The sequence below is a fragment of the Cellulophaga sp. HaHaR_3_176 genome, assembly GCF_019021925.1.
Classification (GTDB): domain Bacteria; phylum Bacteroidota; class Bacteroidia; order Flavobacteriales; family Flavobacteriaceae; genus Cellulophaga.
This window is the reverse complement of record NZ_CP058990.1, coordinates 3,643,893-3,660,073: the sequence shown is the minus strand read 5'-3', so window position 1 is coordinate 3,660,073 and position 16,181 is coordinate 3,643,893. Positions and strand designations below refer to the sequence as shown.

15 protein-coding genes are annotated in these 16,181 nt (G+C 32.0%); 11 read left to right on the top strand and 4 right to left on the bottom strand.

The genetic code is table 11. The features are described from left to right. The first annotated feature begins 70 nt into the window (after positions 1-70). The 9 genes from serS to H0I23_RS16060 all read left to right on the top strand — a co-directional run bounded on the left by serS (position 71) and on the right by H0I23_RS16060 (position 9,516). Positions 71-1,342, top strand: a complete 1,272-nt coding sequence (gene serS, locus H0I23_RS16100; RefSeq protein WP_216784307.1) for a serine--tRNA ligase — start codon at positions 71-73, stop codon at positions 1,340-1,342. A gap of 81 nt (positions 1,343-1,423) precedes the next feature. Next, positions 1,424-3,205 carry a tetratricopeptide repeat protein gene (locus tag H0I23_RS16095; RefSeq protein WP_371736643.1) on the top strand — a complete coding sequence of 594 codons (1,782 nt, stop codon included), beginning with the start codon at positions 1,424-1,426 and terminating at the stop codon, positions 3,203-3,205. A 100-nt stretch (positions 3,206-3,305) separates the two neighbouring features. Beyond that, positions 3,306-3,617: a DUF4286 family protein gene (locus H0I23_RS16090; RefSeq protein ID WP_216784306.1), complete on the top strand. Its 312-nt coding sequence runs from the start codon at positions 3,306-3,308 to the stop codon at positions 3,615-3,617. Positions 3,618-3,758: 141 nt separating this feature from the next. After that, on the top strand, positions 3,759-4,625 hold the full coding sequence (rsmA, locus tag H0I23_RS16085; RefSeq protein ID WP_216784305.1) for a 16S rRNA (adenine(1518)-N(6)/adenine(1519)-N(6))-dimethyltransferase RsmA: 867 nt from the start codon (positions 3,759-3,761) through the stop codon (positions 4,623-4,625). Further along, the gene (gene mgtE, locus H0I23_RS16080; protein ID WP_216784304.1) at positions 4,612-5,967 is read left to right on the top strand and encodes a magnesium transporter; all 1,356 of its coding nucleotides are present in this window, start codon (positions 4,612-4,614) and stop codon (positions 5,965-5,967) included. The genes rsmA and mgtE overlap by 14 nt, the downstream gene beginning before the upstream one ends. A 124-nt stretch (positions 5,968-6,091) precedes the next feature. After that, positions 6,092-7,615, top strand: coding sequence for a carbon-nitrogen hydrolase family protein (locus tag H0I23_RS16075; RefSeq protein ID WP_216784303.1), 1,524 nt, complete (start codon positions 6,092-6,094; stop codon positions 7,613-7,615). A 110-nt stretch (positions 7,616-7,725) separates the two neighbouring features. Next, positions 7,726-8,091, top strand: coding sequence for a cupin domain-containing protein (locus H0I23_RS16070; protein WP_216784302.1), 366 nt, complete (start codon positions 7,726-7,728; stop codon positions 8,089-8,091). 4 nt (positions 8,092-8,095) lie between these two features. Continuing rightward, positions 8,096-9,037 carry a 2-hydroxyacid dehydrogenase gene (locus tag H0I23_RS16065; RefSeq protein WP_216784301.1) on the top strand — a complete coding sequence of 314 codons (942 nt, stop codon included), beginning with the start codon at positions 8,096-8,098 and terminating at the stop codon, positions 9,035-9,037. Between the two features lie 122 nt (positions 9,038-9,159). After that, a complete protein-coding gene (locus H0I23_RS16060; protein ID WP_216784300.1) occupies positions 9,160-9,516 on the top strand; it encodes a TM2 domain-containing protein in 357 nt (118 codons plus the stop codon). A gap of 64 nt (positions 9,517-9,580) precedes the next feature. On the opposite strand, the gene H0I23_RS16055 is transcribed toward H0I23_RS16060, so the two are convergent. From H0I23_RS16055 to H0I23_RS16045, 3 genes are all read right to left on the bottom strand, one after another. Then, a complete protein-coding gene (locus H0I23_RS16055; RefSeq protein ID WP_216784299.1) occupies positions 9,581-11,434 on the bottom strand; it encodes a lysophospholipid acyltransferase family protein in 1,854 nt (617 codons plus the stop codon). A gap of 132 nt (positions 11,435-11,566) precedes the next feature. Continuing rightward, positions 11,567-12,817, bottom strand: coding sequence for an aspartate kinase (locus tag H0I23_RS16050; RefSeq protein ID WP_216784298.1), 1,251 nt, complete (start codon positions 12,815-12,817; stop codon positions 11,567-11,569). Next, positions 12,814-13,293: a GNAT family N-acetyltransferase gene (locus H0I23_RS16045; RefSeq protein ID WP_216784297.1), complete on the bottom strand. Its 480-nt coding sequence runs from the start codon at positions 13,291-13,293 to the stop codon at positions 12,814-12,816. The genes H0I23_RS16050 and H0I23_RS16045 overlap by 4 nt, the downstream gene beginning before the upstream one ends. Before the next feature lie 187 nt (positions 13,294-13,480). Between H0I23_RS16045 and fbp the strand changes: the two genes are divergently transcribed. Continuing rightward, entirely contained in the window at positions 13,481-14,479 is a 999-nt protein-coding gene (gene fbp / locus H0I23_RS16040) for a class 1 fructose-bisphosphatase (RefSeq protein WP_216784296.1), read from the top strand. A gap of 68 nt (positions 14,480-14,547) precedes the next feature. Here the strand turns inward: fbp and H0I23_RS16035 are convergent, their stop codons facing one another. Next, entirely contained in the window at positions 14,548-14,970 is a 423-nt protein-coding gene (locus H0I23_RS16035; protein WP_216784295.1) for a TerB family tellurite resistance protein, read from the bottom strand. A 171-nt stretch (positions 14,971-15,141) separates the two neighbouring features. Between H0I23_RS16035 and H0I23_RS16030 the strand changes: the two genes are divergently transcribed. Further along, positions 15,142-16,158 (top strand): ligase-associated DNA damage response exonuclease, encoded by a 1,017-nt coding sequence (locus H0I23_RS16030; protein WP_216784294.1) that lies wholly within the window; start codon positions 15,142-15,144, stop codon positions 16,156-16,158. Positions 16,159-16,181: the final 23 nt, after the last annotated feature.

The following is a 16,181-nucleotide window of genomic DNA, read 5'->3' as shown; positions in this document are numbered from 1 at the left end:
TAAGAATCTACTCTATTCAAGACTTTTAAACTAAAAATTACCTTAAATTTGTTTCCTTAAAATTAAACCAATGCTACAGCTTAACGTTATTAGAGAAAATAAAGAGACTATAATTGAAGCCCTGAAAAAAAGAAATTTAGATGCTTCTTCACTTATAGAAAACATCTTAAATCTTGATGAAAAACGAAGAGCTACGCAAACTAAACTAGACGAGACTTTAGCTGACTCAAACAAGCTTTCAAAAGAAATCGGCATTCTTTACAAAACAGGCAAAGCACAAGAAGCCAATGTTCTAAAAGAAGAGACAGGCAATTTAAAAGAGGCCTCAAAACAACTTACTGAAGACTTGAGTACTTTTTCTACCGAGCTTCAAAACTTGCTATACCAAATACCTAATGTACCCCATGATTCTGTTCCTGCTGGAAAATCAGAAGAAGATAATGAAGAGATTTTTAAAGAAGGAGAAATTCCTGCACTTATTGATGGCGCTTTGCCACATTGGGAATTAGCTAAAAAATACGATATTATTGATTTTGAATTAGGGGTGAAAATTGCGGGCGCTGGTTTCCCTGTTTACAAAGGTAAAGGAGCTCGTTTACAGCGCGCACTAATCAACTATTTTTTAGATAAAAATACTGAAGCAGGCTATACTGAAACACAGGTACCACATGTTGTTAATGAAGCTTCTGGTTATGGAACTGGCCAGTTACCAGACAAAGAAGGCCAAATGTACCATATGCCAATTGATGATTTATATTTGATACCAACAGCAGAAATACCCGTTACAAACATGTATAGAGATGTGATTGTAAACGAGAAAGATTTTCCTATAACTGCAACAGCTTATACGCCTTGTTTTAGAAGAGAAGCTGGTAGTTACGGAGCACATGTTAGAGGTTTAAATAGACTACACCAATTTGATAAAGTAGAAATTGTTAGAGTAGAACACCCAAACAAATCATACGAAGCTTTAGATGGTATGGTTGAGCATGTGAAAAATATATTACGTGAATTAAAATTACCTTATAGAATTTTACGCCTTTGCGGTGGTGATTTAGGTTTTACATCTGCGTTAACGTTTGATTTTGAAGTTTTTTCTACAGCTCAAGACCGTTGGTTAGAAATAAGCTCAGTTTCTAATTTCGAAACCTACCAAGCTAACCGATTAAAACTTCGCTATAAAGATGAAAACGGAAAAAGCCAATTAGCACACACTCTAAACGGTAGCGCTTTAGCTTTACCTCGCGTATTAGCTGGTATTTTAGAAAATTACCAAACAGAAGATGGCATTACCATACCTGAAGTGCTAATACCTTACTGTGGGTTTGATAAGATAAGTTAAATTGTATTTTTTATAAAAAGCAGATACGTAGTAGTAACATCAATTTTCTACTTTCTGTGTATATTTGATAAAAAAGCAACTTTGAAAGTTTTTCTATCTATTTTCATTTTTCTATGCATGCAGGTTTCTCTTTCTCAAGAGTATAACTTGGCAAAGCAGTATTTAAATGAGGGTGATTTTGATAAAGCTCTTGTTTTTCTTGAAAAGCTAGCTAAAAAAAATCCTTCTAGAATAGATTATGCTGAAGATCTAATAACGTGCTACCAACAATTAGAGCGTTATAATGATGCCGAAAAAATATTGATTTCTAAATTAGAAAGCGACAAAGCTCACCCTATTTTACTGGTTGATTTAGGTTACAATTACACCTTACAAAAAAATACAGAGAAAGCTAATCAATATTATGACGAAGCGATAAAAATCGTATCAGAAAATTCAAACTTTACATATTCTGTAGCTTCTCGATTTCAGAAATACACATTACTAGAATATGCTGAAAAAGCATACATAACTACCATGGCCGCAGAGCCCGAATTAGATTTCAATTTTCCGTTAGCAAAAATATATGGTGAACAGGGAAAAATCGAAGAAATGTATAGTTCTTATTTAGCTTTAATTAGAAATGGAAAATCATCAAAATCTAATGTTTTAAGGGTAATAGACGATTTTATTACTACTGATAGTGAGGCAGAAAACAATGTCAAACTAAAAAAATTACTTTTAAAAAATGTTCAGAAAGACCCTGACATAACTTGGAATGAGCTTTTAAGCTGGCTTTTTGTTCGTCAAAAACAATACAAAAGTGCTTTCACTCAAGAAAAAGCAATTTATAAAAGATCAGAAGAAGCATCTTTAAGTCGAATGGAAGACTTAGGTAAGGTTGCTTTTGAAAATGAAGATTATGAAGTTGCTAAAGAAATTTTTGAATTTATTTTAAAAAACAGCTCTGATAGTATTTTTAAACTCAGTGCTCAATTACAAATTATAAACATTCAATTGCTGAGTGATGACCAAACTATATTAACCGAAATAGAATCTTCATTCGAAGAATTATTAGAGACATATGGTTACAAAAGCAATTCATTACAATTACAAATAGATTATGCTAAATTTTTAACTTTTAGAAATGATGATGCCGAAAAGGCAACTTCTATTTTAAAAAAGAGTTTAGAACTGCCATTAAATAAATACAGCAGTTCTTATGTAAAAATGGCATTAGGTGAAATACTTGTTTATGATCAAAAATTCAATCAAGCATTAATTTATTTTTCTCAAATTCAAGAAAACTTAAAGAATGATGTCTTAGGCCAAAATGCTCGTTTTAAAGTGGCACAAACCAGCTTTTATAAAGGCGATTTTGATTGGGCTTTAACTCAGTTAAAAGTTTTACGAAGCTCTACCTCTCAACTTATTGCAAACGATGCTATGCAATTAAGTTTATTAATATCCGATAATTCTTTAGAAGACTCTACACAGACTGCATTAAAAATTTATGCTAAAGCTGACTTACTTTCATACCAAAACAAAACAAAAGAAGCTATTGTAACTTTAGAAAGTATTTTAAAAGACCATAAAGGAGAAAAAATAGAAGATGAAGCACTTTTAAAACAAGCCGAACTATTTGAAAAACAAAAAAACTATGAAGCTGCTAAATTTAGCTATCAAAAAATAATCGAATTTTATGCTAATGGTATTTTAGCTGATGATGCTTACTTTGGTATTGCAAAGCTATACGAGTATAAACTAAACGATCCTGAAAAAGCAAAAGAGAATTACGAAAAAATAATTTACAACTATCAAGATAGTTACTATTACCCTCAAGCTAGAAAAAATTTCAGACTTTTAAGAGGCGACCCTCTTTAATAAACCTAATTATAGGTCTTTTAAAGTTGATATTTTGAACTTCCCCTTTTTTACGGCTACCTTTGCAGCTATTACCTTAAACCTAATACACTTTTATCAAATGTATATATACAATGTAACTTCAAATATCGACGAATCTATTCATGAAGATTGGCTAAAATGGATGCGTGAAGACCATATTCCTCAAATGTTAGCAACAGGCAAATTTAGCACCGCTAAAATGTGCAAAGTACTTGTTGAAGAAGAAATGGGAGGATTAACATATTCCGTTCAATACACAACAACATCAAAAGAAATTTTAGAACAATATTATAAAGAAGATGCTCCTCGATTACGACAAGAAGGGTTAAAGCTTTTTGCTGATAAAATGTTAGCCTTCAGAACAGAATTAGAGGTTGTAAACGAATATTAATATTCTCTTTTTAGTTGTGATTATCTTAAATAGGATTCAACTAAATTTATATAAAAGTAGGAAATTCACTATTGTGAGGTATTGCTTTTAAAATCAAGTATAACAGCTTGATGCTATGTGATAAAGAAATAAAATTAAGTGATGGCCAAAAAACAATTCAATAGCTATAATAAAAATAAGTCTAAAAAGACTTTTAAAGAGGCTAGTCCTGTAAAGGCTAAAAAATATTTAGGGCAACACTTTTTAAAAGATGAAGATATAGCAAGGCAAATTGCCGAAACCCTAACCTTAAAAGGGTATAAAAATGCAATTGAAATTGGCCCAGGAACAGGTGTTTTAACTAAATACTTACTAACACAAAAATTAGATTTAGTGGCTATGGATTTGGATTCTGAATCTATAATATATTTAAATGATAGTTTTTTATTAGAACACCCACAATTTATTGGTCGAAAAAATAAATTTGATGTACTTGAAGCTGATTTTTTAAAATACGATATCACTACATTATTTGGTGATGAGCAGTTTGCAATAACAGGTAATTTCCCTTACAATATATCTACACAAATAGTTTTTAAGCTTTTAGAAATAAAAGAATTGGTGCCTGAATTTACAGGCATGTTTCAAAAAGAAGTTGCAAAACGTATTTGCGAAAAAGAAGGCAGTAAAACTTATGGTATTCTTTCTGTTTTAGTTCAAGCATTTTATGATGCTGAATACTTATTTACTGTAGACCCCCATGTTTTCAATCCGCCACCAAAAGTAGATTCTGGAGTGTTGCGATTAACAAGAAAAGAAAACATCACTATTGATTGCGATGAAAAAGCGCTTTATAAAGTTGTAAAAGCAGCTTTTAATCAACGAAGAAAAACAATTCGTAACAGTTTAAAAACATTCAACCTTTCTGATAGTCTAAAAGAAGATACTATCTTTGACAAAAGACCTGAACAATTATCAGTAACAGACTTTATTGCGCTGACTAATAAAATTGAGAATGATACCATTTAAACTCACAGATGAGCTAATAGGAAGCATCGAAATACACATCGCTAACAATAACGATGGAGAATTATCTTCGATACTAAACGATATTCACTACGCTGATATCGCTGAAATTATCGATGAGTTAAATGAAGATGAAGCAACCTATTTAATAAAACTTTTAGATAGCGACAAAACATCTGACATACTTACCGAGCTAAATGAAGATGTTCGAGAAAGAATTTTAAGCAAGCTTTCTGCTAAAGAAATTGCCGAAGAGTTAGATGAATTAGATACCGATGATGCTGCTGATATTATTGGTGAATTACCTAAAGATATTGTCAATCAGGTAATTTCAGAAATAGAAGATAAGGAGCATGCTAAAGACATTGTAGATCTTCTTCGTTATGATGAGAATTCTGCCGGTGGTCTTATGGCAAAAGAACTCGTTAAGGTTAATGAAAACTGGAATGTACTTACCTGCGTTAAAGAAATGCGATCTCAAGCAGAAAATGTAACTCGTGTACATTCTATTTACGTTATTGATGATGAAGAAAAATTGAAAGGAAGACTTTCATTAAAAGATTTATTGACAACATCTACAAAATCACCTATTAAAGACATTTATATTTCAAAGGTTGATTCTGTAAATGTTAATGAAAAACCAGAAGAGGTTGCTAAAATAATGTCTAAATATGATTTAGAAGCGATACCTGTTGTTGATGAAATTGGTCGTTTAGTTGGTCGTATTACTATTGATGATATTGTTGATGTTATTAGAGAAGAGGCTGAAAAAGATTACCAAATGGCTGCCGGTATCTCTAAAGATGTAGAGGCTGATGATAGTATTTGGGATTTAACACGTGCTCGTTTACCTTGGCTCACAATTGGTATGATGGGTGGCGTAGGTGCTGCAAGCATTATAAACAGCTTTCAAGGCGCTTTTATCAACTTTCCCATACTACTTTCATTTATACCATTAATGCAGGCTACAGCTGGTAACGTAGGTGTACAATCTTCTGCAATTGTTGTTCAAGGCTTAGCAAATGATTCTATAAAAGGTGCTATTTGGGGCCGATTAGGTAAAGAGTTATTATTAGGTTTAGTAAACGGTATTGCTTTAGCTATTGTTTTTCTTTTTATAAGTCATTTCGCATTTCACACCACATACTTACTTTCTGTAACCGTAGGTATTGCACTAGTTACTGTTGTAATAAATGCCGCAGTAATTGGTACTTTTATTCCTATTTTCCTAAACAAAAGAGGTATTGATCCCGCTATTGCAACAGGTCCATTTATAACCACTAGTAATGATGTTATTGGTATCTTAATTTACTTCACTATTGCAAAAATTATTCTTGGCTTTTAAGCCTCTTAACCTCCTGAATATCATTCATTCAAACAAAAATCATTGAAATTTTAATTTTATTTAATTCAATTGTATTTTCTATTGAAAAAAGTTGTAATCTTTGCGCTGTTTTTAGCACAATGATATGATAGAGAATATTGAAAATATTGAACTTGAATTTTTAACTATTGATGATTATCAAGAGTTAAAATCAGCTATGATTGAGACTTATCCAAATATGGAAAATGCCTATTGGAAAGAGAGCTTAATACAACTATTAATTAATGAATTTCATCAAGGGCAAGTTGTCATTAAAGTAAATGGTAATTTGGCTGGCTGCGCACTAGCTTTACGTGTCGATTATTCTGAATTTGATAGAGCACATACTTATCGTGAAGTTACTGGCGATTTTACTTTTAGCACCCTTAAAAAAGATGGTGATGTTTTATATGGTATCGAGGTTTTTATAAAATCAGAATACAGAGGTCTACGATTAGGTCGCAGACTTTATGATTACAGAAAAGAATTATGTGAAAGAGAGAATTTAAGAGGTATTATCTTTGGAGGTAGAATCCCTAATTTCCACAAATATTCTCATGAGATTTCTCCAAAAGAATATATAGAAAAAGTAAAACGTAAAGAGATACATGACCCTGTATTAAACTTTCAAATTTCTAATGATTTTCACCCTTCAAAAGTAATGAAAGGTTATCTTGAAGGTGATTCTGCATCTAATGAATATGCCGTTTTATTAGAATGGGATAACATTTATTATGAAAAAAATAAACCAAAAGCGGTTACTAAGAAAAAGATAATTCGCTTAGGTCTTATTCAATGGCAAATGCGCCCATATAAGAATTTAGATGATTTAATGCAGCAAGTAGAGTTCTTTGTAGATTCAGTTTCTGGTTACCGATCAGATTTTGCTCTTTTCCCTGAGTTTTTCAACGCCCCATTAATGGCCGAAAACAACCACATGAAAGAGTCTGATGCTATTAGAGAGCTTGCAAAACACACTGCTTCAATTGTAAAAAAATTCTCTGAATTGGCCATATCTTATAACATCAATATTATTTCAGGAAGTATGCCTGAATTTAAAGATGATTTACTTTATAATGTTGGCTATTTATGCAGACGAGATGGTACAACTGAACGTTATGAAAAATTACATGTAACACCAGACGAAGCAAGAGTTTGGGGTATGCAAGGCGGAACAGAGTTAAAAAGTTATGATACCGATTGTGGTAAAATAGGGATATTAATCTGTTACGATTCTGAATTTCCAGAACTTAGTAGACTTTTAGCTGACGATGGAATGGATATTCTATTCGTACCTTTTTTAACAGACACTCAAAATGGCTACTCAAGAGTAAGACATTGTGCACAAGCAAGAGCAATAGAAAACGAATGTTATGTTGCTATAGCTGGTAGTGTAGGTAACTTACCAAAAGTAGCTAATATGGATATTCAATATGCACAATCAATGGTATTTACTCCATGCGATTTTTCTTTTCCTGCAAATGGAATAAAAGCAGAAGCTACACCTAATACTGAGATGATTTTAATAGCTGATGTTGATATTGATTTGCTACGTGAATTAAATCAATTTGGTAGTGTTAAAAACCTACGTGACCGAAGAAAAGATTTATTTGAATTACGAAAAAAGTAATTAAGTAAACAATATTATAGTTACACGTTATAAAGCATCAACTCTAAATCCGGTTGGTGCTTTTTTTTATTATATTTAAGCTTGATTTTAAATCAAACCTCCTTTGATATATGAAAACAGTTAATCTGAAAAACAAACATGCCGAATTTGAAAAAACATGGCATCCTCATCAGATTGGTATTGTAGATAATATGCAAGTACTTTTAGCTAAATTACAAGGGGAATTTGTATGGCACGCACATGAAAATGAAGATGAACTTTTTCAAATTTTAAAAGGTACCCTATACATGCAATTTAGAGACAGAACTGAGATTGTAAAAGAAGGAGAAATCATTATAGTTCCGAAAGGAGTAGAACATTGTCCAATGACTAAAAATAATGAAATTGTAGAAGTCATGTTATTTGAGCAATTGAATACCTCACACACCGGAGAAACAAAACACGAACTAACACAAACTAACTACCCAAAAATTTAAATATATGCGAGTATTGCATTTAGATGTTAATCACCCTTTAATTATAGAGCAGTTTAATGAACTTGGCTATTTTAACGATGAAGATTACACCTCTACCAAACAGGAAATTGAAGCTAAAATACATGAATACGATGGTATTATTATACGCAGCAGATTTTCAATTGATAGTCGTTTTTTAGACAAGGCAACTAATTTAAAATTTATCGGCAGACTTGGCGCTGGTTTAGAAAATATTGACATTGCTCATGCAAAAAGTAAAAACATATTTTTGGCAGCTGCACCAGAAGGTAATAGAAATGCTGTTGGAGAGCATAGTTTAGGCATGCTACTAACTTTATTTAATAAACTTAACTCTGCCGATAAAGAAGTTCGTAGCGGTAAATGGGATAGAGAAGGCAATAGAGGAATAGAACTTGACGGCAGAACTGTAGGTATTATTGGATATGGCAACATGGGTAAAGCTTTTGCTAAAAAATTAAAAGGTTTTGATGTTGATGTTATCTGTTATGATATAAAAGGTGGTGTTGGTGACGAAAATGCAAGGCAAGTGGGTATTATGGAGTTTCAACAAAGATGCGAAGTTGTAAGTCTTCACGTTCCGCAAACTGAAACTACAATAGAGATGATTAATACTGAGTTTATCGAAGGTTTTAAAAATGATTTTTGGTTATTAAATACCGCAAGAGGCAAATGTGTTGTTACACAAGATTTAGTGAATGCATTAAAATCTGGGAAAATACTTGGTGCAGGACTTGATGTTTTAGAATACGAAAAATCATCCTTCGAAAATATGTTTACTGATAATGAATTACCAGATGCTTTCAAATATTTAATCGATGCTGACAACGTTCTTTTAACTCCGCATGTTGCTGGGTGGACTGTTGAAAGTAAAATTAAACTCGCACAAACTGTTGTTGATAAAGTGAAAGAAAATTTCACAAACTAATTCATTGTTTTAATAAGATTTTCACCTTATTAAAACTAAATATTAAAAGCCTTACAGCTCTGTATTTCACTAATAATTAAATAATTATTACATTTAGCCCTTAAACAACAAATATTCAACCAATGTCAGAAGAAAACAAAACAGAACAAGAACATAACGAGTTTGCAGATGGTGCTAAAAAAACCGCAAATGAATTTAACCAAGGATTAAATAGCCTAGGTAATGGTGATGAGAATAAAAAGATATTAGCTGGTATTTTAGCAATAGTATTGGGCTGGTTAGGTGTACATAAGTTTATCTTAGGGTATCAAAAAGAAGGAATTATTATGGCCGTATGTGGCGTTTTAGGTTGGTTTCTTTGTGGTATACCTACATCAATTATTGCTTTAATCGGCTTAATAGAAGGCATTATATATTTAACTAAATCTGACGAAGAATTTTACAATACATACCAAGCAGGAAGAAAACCTTGGTTTTAAAACAAGTACATCTTATAAAAAAAGCCAAATCTTACGATTTGGCTTTTTTTATTTCTATCGTAATTTAACTCAACTCATCATCTTCTGGATCACTTAAATTAAGATCTTGACCGTTTGCCAATTTACGCTCTAACTCTGCCTGAAACTCTTCCATAACCGGCTTCACTGTGCTTTCTGGCAAATCTGCTATCTTAATATACATTAGGCCATCAACAGAATTATTAAAAAGAGGATCAACATTAAATGCAACCACTTTTGCATTCTGTTTAATATATTTTTTTATTAATACAGGCAAACGCAAGTTACCTGGCTCTACCTCATCAATTAATCTATCAAATTTATTTAAATCTGCCTGAGTTTCATCAAAAACAAATTCTTTATCTGCATCTTTTAACTTAACCTTAAATTCTTTTTTAGGGTGTATATATTGAGCTACATAAGGGTCGTAATAATGAGATTTCATAAACTCAATCATTAACGATTTTGAAAAGTTAGAAAATTGATTACTAATACTAACTCCACCTATTAAATATTTATGTTCTGGAAACCTTAATGTAGTATGAACAATACCTTTCCAAAGTAAAAATAATGGCATAGGCTTTTGTTGGTATTCTTTTGTAATATAAGCGCGCCCCATATCAATAGATTCGCTCATCATTTGGTATAACTCAGGTTCAACCCTAAATAAATCTTGTAAATAAAATCCGTTAATACCATATTTTTTGTAAATAGCTGACCCTATTCCCATACGGTAGGCACCTACAATAGCTTTTTCGTTGTCATCCCACAGAAAAAGATGATGATAATAATTATCAAATTCATCTAAATCTATAGACTTGTTAGTACCCTCACCTATTGCTCTAAATGTTACTTCGCGCTGCCTTCCTATTTCTTGTAAAATGCAAGGCATGTCACTTTTAACACCTAAAAAAACCTCGTAGTTTTTACTTTGCAAAAGCCTACAATCTTTTTCGCGAAGTGCTACTATTTCTTTTTCCATTAATTCCGGGCTAATTGCTGATGCAATTACACTCGGAGCTTTTGGAATTTTTAGAGATGTAGGTATTTGTTCTCTAATACGCTCTGTTAATCTTTCTTTTTCATACGCGTTAGATAACATATATGTTTTTCTGCGTAAAAGAATAGTAAAATCTACTAGCGTTTCTTGCTCTTTCTGCGCTTTCACACTAATAGGCTGGCCTATTCGAACTTTAATTGGTCTATTTTTTTGAGTATAAACTTCTGAAGGTATTTTTGCTGTTCTAAAAACACCACTGATTTTTGCTAATCGATAAAAGAATCTACTATTTCTTGCATGAAAATAAATAGGTATAACAGGCACTTCTGCTTTTCTTATCAATTTAAGAGCTGATTCTTCCCATGGCTTATCTACTATTAATTTTTCATCTTTATGAGTAGAAACTTCACCTGCAGGAAATATCCCTAGTGGATGACCATTTTTCAAATGCACTAATGCCGCTTTAAAACCTGCTACACTACTTTTTGCACTTTTATGGCCCTCAAAAGGATTTACAGGAATTATATAAGGAGCAATAGGGACCATTCTTTGAAGTAAAAAATTGGTCATCATTTTAAAATCTTCTCGCTGGGCGGCCATTAATTTTAATAAAATAATACCGTCAATCGCACCTAAAGGATGATTTGATATCGTTACATATGCGCCATCTTTTGGTAATCTTTTAAAATCTTCTTCTGGTATTTCGTAATTTATTTCATAATAAGAAAGAATCGCATCTGCATATTCTTGACCATTAAGATGCTTAATTGTATCGTAAAACTTATTTATACTAGATATTCTGGTTACTTTTAAAAGCACCCAACCAATGAAAGTACCTATAAAACCGTACTTCTCTAAATTAATTGCTTTCGCTACTTCTTTCGCGGTTACTAAACCCATATGACCTTATCAATTTTACTATCTGCTAAGATAAGAATAAGCGATTAAAAAGTGATAAAAAACAAACTTGTTCAATCAAGTACCGATATTTTAGTATTTGATTGAACAAGTTATTTATTACTTAACAATTTTTTATTTTACTACTAATTGAACTGTTTCTTTACCTCTTTGTTCTAAAAGTATTTCTTTCCCTTTCTGCAAACCTGTTATCGCTTCGGTATCAAAATGACGTATTGTATACAACGCAACATTCTCATAATGTGTAACTTTAAATTTCCCCTTTAAATGATCTAAAAGCTCTTCTAACCTTCCAAATTTATTATCTACACATACCGAAAAACTAATAGCTGAGTTTTGAATCAGATCTACTTTCATTTTATGATCATGTAATAATTTAAAAAGCTCACTAATACTATCTTCTACAATGAAAGAGAAGTCAAGTGATGAAAGTTTCATTAAAACTTGATTTTTCTTCACGATAAAACAAGGTACTTTAGGTTCTATATTTGCTCCTTTACCTACAGTAGTACCAGCATTTTTAGGTTCGATAAAAGATTTTACGTGTAATGGAATTTCTTTTCTCTGTAAAGGTTGTAATGTTTTTGGATGTATTACAGATGCGCCGTAAAAGGCCAATTCAATAGCCTCTCTATACGATATTTGATTTAACAATTGTGTGTTTTCAAAATATCTTGGGTCTGCATTTAACACTCCAGGCACATCTTTCCAAATAGTTACCGCTGTTGCATTAAGGCAGTATGCTAAAATTGCGGCAGAATAATCTGAACCTTCACGACCAAGGGTTGTTGTAAAATTGTTATCATCACTACCAATAAAGCCTTGTGTGATATTTAATTTAGTTTTATCAATACCTTTTGTAATACTCGCTTGTGTTTTTTCCCAATCTACAGTGGCATCACGGTAATTATCATCTGTTTTTATGAACGTACGAACATCTAACCAAGTATTTGTTATGCCTATTTCATTTAAATAGGCACTTAATATTGTTGTAGAGACAAGCTCACCATATCCAATAACTTGATCATATACAAAGCTATATTTCGGAGATTTGTTCCATGCTAAAAAACCTTGCACCTCATCAAATAATGATTTTATTTGTTTAAAAATTACATGCTTATCATTTTCAAACAAATCCATTAAAATATCGTTATGGTATTTTAAAACATCTTGTATTGCTGATGCTACTTCTGACTTATCTTCAAAGTAACTATTCACAACCGTTTCCATCGCGTTAGTTGTTTTACCCATTGCTGAAACAACTAATAAGGTATTGTCAAAACCAACTTGGTTTAATACGTTTACAACGTTTTTTATCCCATCTGCATCTTTTACAGATGCACCTCCAAATTTAAAAATTCTCATATATTAGAAATATAATTTTTAATACCATTTTCATCTAACTGAACTACATCCCAATCACGCATAACATTTGCACCTTTACTTTCGTAAAAATTAATTGCAGATTCGTTCCAATCTATAACTTCCCAGTTTATTCTTTTAACACCTAATGCATGCCCGTACTTAACAACTTCATTTAACAAAGCTGTCCCCATACCTGTTCCTCTCATGCTTTCTGTAACTATTAAATCTTCTAAATGAATAATAGGACCTTTCCAAGTTGAGTATCTATTATACACCAAAGCCATTCCTTTTATTTCATTATTTACTTCACCGACAAAACAATGAAAAAGCACATTAGCACCAAAACCATCTCTAATTAGGTCTTCTAAAGTGACTTCAACAGCATTATCTTCTTTTTCAAACACAGCAAGTTCATTAATTAATGATAAAACTTGATTCATATCTTTTTTTTGCGCTTCTCGTATTGAAAATTTCATTGCTCTTTTTTTTAGATTTTAATAATTACTGGCTAGCATTATTTGTGTATTCACAATATGAAACCTAACTCAATTTTTATTGTTACAAATATAACATGAAGTTATAAATTTTAAAAACTTAAAATGTACGAAAACGTTATAGTTTCACAAAAAAGACGATATTTGTACTTAAATAAACACAATTAACATGACCAAACAATACAAAACTCTCGGAGAGTTTATTATTGAAAACCAGGATTCTTTCAAATACTCTTCAGGTGAGTTATCTCGGCTATTAAATGGATTAAGATTAGCAGCTAAAGTTGTAAATCATGAAGTTAATAAAGCTGGTTTAGTAGATATTTTAGGAGAAGCAGGAGATCAAAACATTCAAGGTGAAAACCAACAGAAATTAGATGTTCTTGCAAACGAAAAATTCATACAAACACTAAAGAAAAGAGAAATTGTTTGCGGTATAGCTTCTGAAGAAGAAGATGATTTTATCAGTATTAATAGTTTTGATAATCAACATCAAAACAAATATGTAGTTTTAATTGATCCATTAGATGGGTCTTCTAATATTGATGTTAATGTTTCCGTAGGTACCATTTTTTCAATTTACAGACGTGTAACTCCTGTAGGTACACCTGTTACTATTGAAGATTTTCTACAACCAGGTGTTAACCAAATAGCTTCTGGTTATATAATTTACGGTACATCTACTATGTTAGTTTATACTACTGGTGATGGCGTGAATGGTTTTACATTAAACCCTGCTTTAGGTACCTTTTATCTATCGCACCCTAATATGAGTTTCCCAGAAAACGGAAATATATATTCTGTTAACGAAGGTAATTATGTTCATTTCCCTCAAGGCGTAAAAGATTATATTAAATATTGCCAGAAAGAAGAGGATGATAGACCTTATACATCTCGTTATATTGGATCATTAGTATCTGATTTTCACAGAAACATGATTAAAGGGGGTATTTATATGTATCCTAAAAGCAGTGTTGCTTCTGAAGGAAAACTTAGGCTACTTTACGAATGCAACCCAATGGCATTTATAGCCGAACAAGCCAATGGTTTAGCTAGTGATGGTAAAAGACGTATTATGGAAATCAACCCTACTGAGTTACACCAACGTGTACCTTTTTTCTGCGGAAGTAAAAACATGGTTAAAAAGGCAGAAGAGTTTATGAAATAAACTTTTCTAAATAAGATTATAAAAAAAAAGTGAAGCTAAATGCTTCACTTTTTTATTTTACAAATCTTTTAATGCTTTACTAAATAAACGTAATCTTCAAAATCTATTTTTCCACTAAAAATAGCAACAGATCGATCAATAACCTTTTTTGCACTTTCGCTCGAATATCCAAGTCCGATTGCATATTTTCTAATTAAAATCATTTCTTCTTCATCAATTTCATGATCAGCAAAAATAATTCTGAACAAATCAAATAAACGTTCCAAACGCTCTTCTGAAGTTGCAGGAGGATTAATTGGATATTTATTATCAGATTTTATTACCTCACTATATTCCGTATCAGTAATATCTAATTTTCTAGCAAAACGATCTAATAAAGCTTTCTCTTTAAGGTTAACTTCACCATCAATAGCGGCTAAAGAAGCAATTGACGCAAAGTGCGCCAAGTTTCTACGGTGTTCACCACTACTATATAAATCTACAAAAGACATAATTTTTATATTTTAATAGGAGCAAATATAATTTTTTTCGAGTTCTTAATTCCTCTTGGACTAGATTATTTTAGTGTTTTAAAAACTATAATATTATTTATAAGAGATTCATGTCAATCATAAACACAAGAAGTTTGATTGAGTTTTTGAATTTTGTAATTTCACAAGGCTATGAAAAATCCATTACTACAATTTACTGATAAGGGTATTTATTGCAGTGTCGCCAAAGTATATCTAGATCCTTGGAAACCCGTTGATAAAGCTATTATCACACATGGCCATGCAGATCATAGCCGTTATGGACATAAAAGCTACATTACACACCATAGAAATGTACCAATTATAAGCCACAGACTAGGAGAGATAAATGTATCTGGAGTAGAATGGGGACAAACCTTTACTATAAATAATGTGAAATTTAGCCTACACCCTGCAGGACATATTATTGGTTCTTCACAAATACGCGTAGAACATAAAGGAGAGGTATGGGTGTTTACTGGAGATTATAAAACTGAAAACGACGGAATTTCTACACCCTATGAAGTCGTAAAATGTGATTCGTTCATTACAGAATGCACTTTTGGATTACCCGCTTTTAAATGGACACCACAAGACGAAGTGATGGAATCTATTAACAATTGGTGGCTTGAAAACCAAGCGGAAGGAAAAACATCGATACTTTTTGGATATAGCCTAGGTAAAGCGCAACGTCTATTAAAATATTTGAATCCCGATATAGGCAAAATATACACCCACGGCGCCATAGAAAACATGACCGAAGTATTACGGCCACTGGTAGATTTCCCGACAACAACACTAATCACTAAAGAAACCAAAAAACAAGATTTGCTGGGCAACATGGTACTAGCTCCTCCCAGCGCACACGGCAGTACGTGGATAAAAAAAATGGTGCCTTACGTTACAGGATCAGCCAGTGGCTGGATGACCTTTAGAGGGGCAAGACGCAGAAGAGCAATAGACAAAGGGTTTGTACTCAGTGATCATTGTGATTGGACAGGTTTATTAGAAAGTATTAAAGCTACTGGTGCCGAAAAGGTAATTTGTACACATGGCTATTCAGATATCTTTTCAAGATACTTGCGAGAACAAGGGTATGATGCCAGAACCGAAGAAACACAATACGGAGAAGAAGAAACCACAGAAATAGAAGAAAAAATAATTGCTTAGAACAACTTAGCTTGAATTTTACC

Excerpts from the sequence above, each read along its gene's own strand:
- H0I23_RS16070 (WP_216784302.1), top strand. The coding sequence starts at position 7,726 with ATGAAAACAGTTAATCTGAAAAACAAACATGCCGAATTTGAAAAAACA.
- H0I23_RS16050 (WP_216784298.1), bottom strand. The coding sequence starts at position 12,817 with ATGAGAATTTTTAAATTTGGAGGTGCATCTGTAAAAGATGCAGATGGG.
- H0I23_RS16065 (WP_216784301.1), top strand. The coding sequence starts at position 8,096 with ATGCGAGTATTGCATTTAGATGTTAATCACCCTTTAATTATAGAGCAG.
- serS (WP_216784307.1), top strand. The coding sequence starts at position 71 with ATGCTACAGCTTAACGTTATTAGAGAAAATAAAGAGACTATAATTGAA.
- mgtE (WP_216784304.1), top strand. The coding sequence starts at position 4,612 with ATGATACCATTTAAACTCACAGATGAGCTAATAGGAAGCATCGAAATA.
- H0I23_RS16030 (WP_216784294.1), top strand. The coding sequence starts at position 15,142 with ATGAAAAATCCATTACTACAATTTACTGATAAGGGTATTTATTGCAGT.
- H0I23_RS16060 (WP_216784300.1), top strand. The coding sequence starts at position 9,160 with ATGTCAGAAGAAAACAAAACAGAACAAGAACATAACGAGTTTGCAGAT.
- H0I23_RS16035 (WP_216784295.1), bottom strand. The coding sequence starts at position 14,970 with ATGTCTTTTGTAGATTTATATAGTAGTGGTGAACACCGTAGAAACTTG.
- H0I23_RS16090 (WP_216784306.1), top strand. The coding sequence starts at position 3,306 with ATGTATATATACAATGTAACTTCAAATATCGACGAATCTATTCATGAA.
- rsmA (WP_216784305.1), top strand. The coding sequence starts at position 3,759 with ATGGCCAAAAAACAATTCAATAGCTATAATAAAAATAAGTCTAAAAAG.
- H0I23_RS16045 (WP_216784297.1), bottom strand. The coding sequence starts at position 13,293 with ATGAAATTTTCAATACGAGAAGCGCAAAAAAAAGATATGAATCAAGTT.
- H0I23_RS16055 (WP_216784299.1), bottom strand. The coding sequence starts at position 11,434 with ATGGGTTTAGTAACCGCGAAAGAAGTAGCGAAAGCAATTAATTTAGAG.
- fbp (WP_216784296.1), top strand. The coding sequence starts at position 13,481 with ATGACCAAACAATACAAAACTCTCGGAGAGTTTATTATTGAAAACCAG.
- H0I23_RS16075 (WP_216784303.1), top strand. The coding sequence starts at position 6,092 with ATGATAGAGAATATTGAAAATATTGAACTTGAATTTTTAACTATTGAT.